Origin of the sequence: Microbacterium sp. oral taxon 186 str. F0373, assembly GCF_000411455.1 — a bacterium.
GTDB lineage: Bacteria > Actinomycetota > Actinomycetes > Actinomycetales > Microbacteriaceae > Microbacterium.
Genome location: NZ_KE150458.1, coordinates 1013565 through 1019694, shown reverse-complemented (window position 1 = coordinate 1019694; position 6130 = coordinate 1013565). Strand labels below are relative to the sequence as shown.

The following is a 6130-nucleotide window of genomic DNA, read 5'->3' as shown; positions in this document are numbered from 1 at the left end:
GAAGCATTGCCATGAACGATGCCGGCAGCTTTCGCTGTCGCCGCGGTCGTGTCGGCGTCGGCGACTATCGTGGAGGGTATGTCCATGAACGCCGACGACTCGCACGCGCGCCGCGAGGACCTGCTGTCCGCGCTCGAGGTGATCGAGGAGCAGCCGCTCGCTGAACGGGCGGCCGCCTATGTCGCGTTGCACGACGATCTCGCGCGCCGGCTCGAGTCCGGTCCGCGCGACGGCGCGCAGTGACGGCTCGACTCGACGCGGCGTTGGCCTCTCGAGGGCTGTCCCGGTCGCGCACCCAGGCGGCCCGCGACATCGAGGCGGGTCTGGTCACCGTCGACGGTGTCTACGTGCTCAAGCCGTCCACGCCGGTGTCGGATGACGCTGTGCTCGTCGTCGACGGCGCCGATCACTACGTGAGCCGGGCAGCGCACAAGCTCCTGGCAGCCCTCGACGCCTTCGACGTGGAGGTCGCGGGCCGCGAAGCGCTCGACCTCGGGGCGTCGACGGGCGGGTTCACTCAGGTACTGCGCGAGCGTGGAGCGAGTCGGGTCGTCGCGGTCGACGTCGGCCATGACCAGTTGGCTCCCTCGATCCGAGGCGATGCGGGCGTCTGCCTCGTGGAGGGGTTCAATGTCCGATACATGACGGCGGCGTCGGTCTCCGACGCGGCGGGCTTTCCCGTCCACCCCGATGTGATCGTTGCGGACTTGTCGTTCATTTCGCTCACGCTGGTGGTGCCGGCCATCGCGGCTGTCGCGCCGGCGCACAGCGACATCATCCTGCTGATCAAGCCGCAGTTCGAGGTGGGGCGCACCGGTGTGCGTGAGGGCCTGGTCACGGATGCCGCGGCTCGCGCCGACGCTGCGGCCGGGGTGCTGTGGGCTGCGTGGGATGCGGGGCTGGCGACGGCGGGATTCATCTCTTCGCCCCTCGCCGGCACGCACGGCAATCACGAATACCTCGTCCACCTGCGCCCGCGCGATCAGCGCCCACAGGATGATGGTGACGCTCCGGCCTCTCATGGCAATCCGACAGAATGGCTGAGGACGATCGACGAAGCGACGGGAGCGGTATGACAGATCCGACAACGCCGCGCTCCATCCTCGTCGTGGCGCACGCGCGCCGCGACGACACGGTGGCAGCGGCTCGGCGCGTGATCGCCGCGCTCATCGCCGCCGATGCTCGTCCGGTGCTCGCAGTGGACGACCCGCAGCTGGTGGATGCGCTGTCGGATCTCGGCCCCCTCGCCGCCCTGGGGACCGACGTCGCGGTCACCGACATCGAGCTGGCGGTGGTGTTGGGCGGCGACGGCACGATTCTGCGCGCCGCCGAGCTCGTGCGCGACGGTGCCGCCCCGATCCTCGGCATCAACATGGGGCACGTCGGCTTCCTCGCCGAGATCGATCCGGACGACATCGACGACGCGATGCGTCGCATCATCGCCTGCGACTATCAGGTCGAGGAGCGGATGACGCTCTCCGTGCGCGTCAAGGACGCGGGTGGAGACGTCATCTACGAGACCTGGGCCCTCAACGAGGCCACCGTCGAGAAGGCGGCGCGGGAGCGGATGATGGAGGTCGTCATGGAGATCGACCGCCGGCCGCTGTCGAGTTTCGGTTGCGACGGTGTCGTGATCGCGACCCCGACCGGGTCCACGGCCTACAACTTCTCCGCCGGCGGCCCGGTGATCTGGCCCACCGTCGACGCGATCGCCGTCGTTCCGCTGTCGGCTCACGCGTTGTTCGCGCGCCCGCTGGTGGTGGCACCGGAGGCCACTGTTGCGATCGAGGTGCTCGCGCGCACGGACGGCACGGGAATCATGTGGTGCGACGGCAGACGCTCTCACGACCTGCCGCCAGGGGCTCGTGTCGTCGTGCGCAAGTCCTCGCAGCCCGTGCGCCTTGCGCGCCTGCATCCGGCTCCGTTCACCGACCGGCTGGTGCGGAAGTTCCAGCTGCCGGTGACCGGATGGCGCGGTCCCGATGAGACCTCAGCGTCACGGCCGATGGGCGCGGAGGGGCGCGCGTGATCGAGCAGATGACGCTCCGGGACCTCGGTGTCATCGCTCACGCGACGCTTCCGATGGGTCCCGGCTTCACCGCCATCACCGGAGAGACCGGTGCCGGCAAGACGATGGTCGTCACCGGGCTCGGCCTGCTTCTCGGCGCGCGCGCCGACTCCGGCGTTGTCCGTGCCGGCGCAGCCCAGGCGGCCGTCGAGGGCGTGTGGCTGGTCCCCGAGTCGGGCGCCGTGGCTGACCGCGTGGCGGATGCCGGGGGAGAGGTCGAACCGATCGGTGACGGGCGCGCCGAGCTGTACCTGGGCCGCACGGTCACCGCGGAGGGACGCAGCCGCGCGAGCGTCGGCGGTCGCGCCGCGCCCGCGGGCGTGCTCGCCGATCTCGCCGAGCAGCTCGTCGTCGTCCACGGCCAGTCCGATCAGCTCCGGCTGCGTTCGGGCGGAGCCCAGCGCGATGCGCTCGACCGCTTCGGCGCCGCGGAGATCGGGCCCGTCCTGGAGCAGTACCGGCAGGCCTACGCCGCGCAGCGTGAGCTCGCCGCCCAGATCGCGGAGATCACCGGCAACGCCGAGGCGCGCGCTGCCGAAGCCGAGCAGCTGCGTGCTGCTCTTGCCGAGATCGAGCAGGTCGATCCGCAGCCGGGCGAAGACGTCGAGCTCGCCCAACGTGCCGAACGACTGTCGAACGTCGAGGAACTGCGCCAGGCGGCCGCCATCGCCCACGATGCGCTGTCGGGCGGCGGTGACGTCCCCGATGTGGGACTGCTCGTCGCCGAGGCGCGTCGCGCGCTGGAAAGGGTGGTCCGCGCCGACACCGTGCTGGCCGCCCATGCAGCGATCCTCGACGACATCTCGTATCGGGTCGCTGATCTCGCCACCGAGCTGAGCGCGTACCTGGCGGATCTGGACGATGCAGGCCCCCACGAACTCGCCGCGGTCGAGGAGCGCCGGGCCGCCGTGACGAGCATCGTGCGTGCCCACGGCAGCCTGGAAGCCGCACTCGAGCTGGCTCGATCGGGCGCGTTCCGTCTCGCCGAGCTCGACGACGACGGAGAGCGCATCGCGCGTCTCCGCGGCGACGAGCGCGACGCCGCGGCCGTCCTGGACGCGGCCGCCGAACGACTCACGGCCGCTCGTCGCGCGGCGGCGGAGCGGCTCGCGACCGCCGTCACCGAGGAGCTGCACGCGCTCGCGCTGCCCGACGCACGCGTCGTCGTCGCCGTCGAGGAGGGTGGGGCGTCGGCATCCGGCCGGGACGAGGTGACGATTCTGCTGGCGCCGCACCCGGGCGCCGAGCCCCGCCCGGTCGCCAAGAGCGCATCCGGGGGCGAGCTCAGCCGCGTCATGCTCGCGATCGAGGTGGTCATAGCGGGCACCGGCGGTGTGCCCACCTTCGTGTTCGACGAAGTGGATGCCGGGATCGGCGGCGCCGCCGCGATCGAGGTGGGTCGCCGCCTCGCACGCCTCGCCGAGACGAGTCAGGTCATCGTCGTCACCCACCTCGCCCAGGTGGCGGCCTTCGCCTCGAACCACCTCAGCGTGGTCAAAGCCGGCGACGGCTCGGTCACCGCCTCCAGCGTCCGCGCGCTCACCGGCGCCGACCGCGAGGCGGAGATGGCGCGACTGCTGTCGGGGCTGGCTGATTCGACCACCGCGCTCGACCACGCCCGGGAGCTTCTGAGCCTCGGCCATTCCGGACTGATAGGATGAAAGCCCGTGACGGACACTCATTCAGCAGGTAAGACGGCGGGCAAGACTTCAAGCGACACCACCAAGCACATCTTCGTGACGGGCGGTGTCGTTTCGTCGTTGGGGAAGGGCCTGACCGCCGCGTCTCTGGGCAATCTGCTGACGGCGCGCGGACTGCGCGTGGTGATGCAGAAGCTCGACCCGTACCTGAACGTCGACCCGGGCACGATGAACCCGTTCCAGCACGGCGAGGTGTTCGTCACGGACGACGGTGCGGAGACCGATCTCGACATCGGGCACTACGAGCGCTTCCTGGACATCGAGCTGAGTCAGGCCGCCAACGTGACCACGGGGCAGATCTACTCCCAGGTGATCGCGCGCGAGCGCCGCGGCGAGTACCTCGGCGACACGGTGCAGGTCATCCCGCACATCACCGACGAGATCAAGCGCCGCATGCGCTTGCAGGCCGACGAGTCGCCCAAGCCCGACGTGATCATCACCGAGATCGGCGGAACCGTCGGCGACATCGAGTCGCAGCCGTTCATCGAGTCGGCGCGCCAGATCCGCCATGAGCTCGGACGCAAGAACGTGTTCTTCGTGCACGTGTCGCTCGTGCCGTTCATGGGCGCGTCGGGCGAGCAGAAGACCAAGCCCACCCAGCACTCCGTGGCGGCCCTGCGTTCGATCGGCATCCAGCCCGACGCTCTCGTGCTGCGCAGCGACCGCCCCGTCACCGAGTCGAACAAGCGCAAGATCGCGCTGATGTGCGACGTGGACGAGGATGCCGTGGTCAACGCGATCGACGTCCCCTCCATCTACGACATCCCCACGATGCTCAACGAGCAGGGCCTCGACAGCTACATCGTCGATGCGCTCGGTCTCGGCGCCAAGGCGGCCGAGGTCGACTGGACGCGCTGGAGCAAGGTCCTCAACGCCGTGCACAACCCCAAGCACGAGGTGACGATCGGTCTCGTCGGCAAGTACATCGACCTGCCCGACGCCTACCTGTCGGTCACCGAGGCGCTCAAGGCCGGTGGTTTCGCGCAGGAGACCAAGGTGCAGGTCCAGTGGATCGCCTCCGACCTGTGCGAGACGCCGGAGGGCGCGGAGAAGGCGCTCGGCGCGCTGGACGGCATCGTCGTTCCCGGTGGCTTCGGCATCCGCGGCATCGAGGGCAAGCTCGGCGCCCTGCGCTTCGCCCGCGAGCAGGGCATCCCGACCCTCGGCATCTGCCTGGGACTGCAGTGCATGGTCATCGAGTACGCGCGCAATGTCGCCGGCATCGAGGGAGCCTCCTCCAGCGAGTTCGACCCCGACACCACGCACCCGGTGATCGCGACGATGGCCGAGCAAGTCGACATCATCGACCACGGCGACATGGGCGGCACGATGCGGCTCGGGCTCTACGAGGCCGAACTGGCCGCGGGGTCGCTGGCGGCCGAGGTGTACGGCGCCGAGCGCGCCAGCGAGCGTCACCGCCACCGCTACGAGGTCAACAACCGTTACCGCGATCAGATCGCCGACGCCGGCATGTGGTTCTCGGGTCTGTCGCCCGACCACGGGCTCGTCGAGTACGTCGAGCTGCCGCGCGACGTGCACCCGTACTACATCGCCACGCAGGCGCACCCCGAGCTGCGTTCGCGGCCGACCGAAGCGAACCCTCTGTTCCGCGGGCTCATCGCGGCTGCACTGGACCGGCACCGCTCGAGCGAGCTCTTCGAGGTCGAGGGTGACTGACCCGGCGGCGGCGGCGCCACTGACCGACGAGGCGGTCGAGGTCGAGGTCGTCCGCAGCGAGACGCCGTTCGTCGGACGGGTGTGGAACATCCGTCGCGACGAGGTCGCCTACAACGGGGCGTCCATCGTCCGGGAGTACATGGATCACTCCGGCGCGGTGGCGGTGTTCGCGCTCGATGAGAACGATCGGGTGCTGCTCATCAAGCAGTACCGCCACCCGGTGCGGCTGCGTGACTGGGAGATCCCGGCGGGGCTGCTCGACATCGGCGGTGAGTCGCCGCTCGTGGCGGCTCAGCGCGAGCTGGCCGAAGAAGCGGACCTTGTCGCGGCATCCTGGCACGTGCTGGGGGAGTTCATGACCTCGCCCGGCGGCAGCGACGAGACCATCCGCATCTACCTCGCACGCGATCTGCGTGCGGCGGAGGAGACGTTCGCCCGGGAGGCGGAAGAAGCCGACATCGAGGTGCGGTGGGTGCCGCTGGACGAGGTCGTCGACGCCGTGCTCGCGCGCCGCGTGCAGAATCCGTCACTGGTCGTCGGGGCGCTCGCCGCCCACGCGTCCCGCGCGCGGGACTGGGCGACGCTGGCTCCGGGCGACGCACCCTGGCCGCGGCGGTCACGGAGCATCGGCGAGGACGGATCCGGCCACGCGCGGTGACGGGCATCGGTGAGCATGCGTCGGAGC

Annotated in this window: 6 protein-coding genes; all 6 read left to right on the top strand. The window is 70.2% G+C overall.

Going from position 1 to position 6130, the window contains the following annotated elements; translation table 11 throughout:
* The first annotated feature begins 84 nt into the window (after positions 1-84).
* The 6 genes from HMPREF1529_RS16220 to HMPREF1529_RS15050 are packed head-to-tail and all read left to right on the top strand — an operon-like array spanning position 85 to position 6103.
* A complete protein-coding gene (locus HMPREF1529_RS16220) occupies positions 85-243 on the top strand; it encodes a hypothetical protein (protein WP_005055189.1) in 159 nt (52 codons plus the stop codon).
* A complete protein-coding gene (locus tag HMPREF1529_RS15070; RefSeq protein ID WP_016465412.1) occupies positions 240-1076 on the top strand; it encodes a TlyA family RNA methyltransferase in 837 nt (278 codons plus the stop codon). The genes HMPREF1529_RS16220 and HMPREF1529_RS15070 overlap by 4 nt, the downstream gene beginning before the upstream one ends.
* Entirely contained in the window at positions 1073-2029 is a 957-nt protein-coding gene (locus HMPREF1529_RS15065; protein ID WP_005055186.1) for an NAD kinase, read from the top strand. Before HMPREF1529_RS15070 ends, HMPREF1529_RS15065 begins: the two co-directional genes overlap by 4 nt.
* Positions 2026-3729, top strand: coding sequence for a DNA repair protein RecN (gene recN, locus HMPREF1529_RS15060; protein WP_016465411.1), 1704 nt, complete (start codon positions 2026-2028; stop codon positions 3727-3729). The genes HMPREF1529_RS15065 and recN overlap by 4 nt, the downstream gene beginning before the upstream one ends.
* Before the next feature lie 6 nt (positions 3730-3735).
* On the top strand, positions 3736-5445 hold the full coding sequence (locus tag HMPREF1529_RS15055; RefSeq protein WP_016465410.1) for a CTP synthase: 1710 nt from the start codon (positions 3736-3738) through the stop codon (positions 5443-5445).
* Positions 5438-6103 (top strand): NUDIX domain-containing protein, encoded by a 666-nt coding sequence (locus HMPREF1529_RS15050; protein ID WP_016465409.1) that lies wholly within the window; start codon positions 5438-5440, stop codon positions 6101-6103. Before HMPREF1529_RS15055 ends, HMPREF1529_RS15050 begins: the two co-directional genes overlap by 8 nt.
* Positions 6104-6130 lie beyond the last annotated feature (27 nt).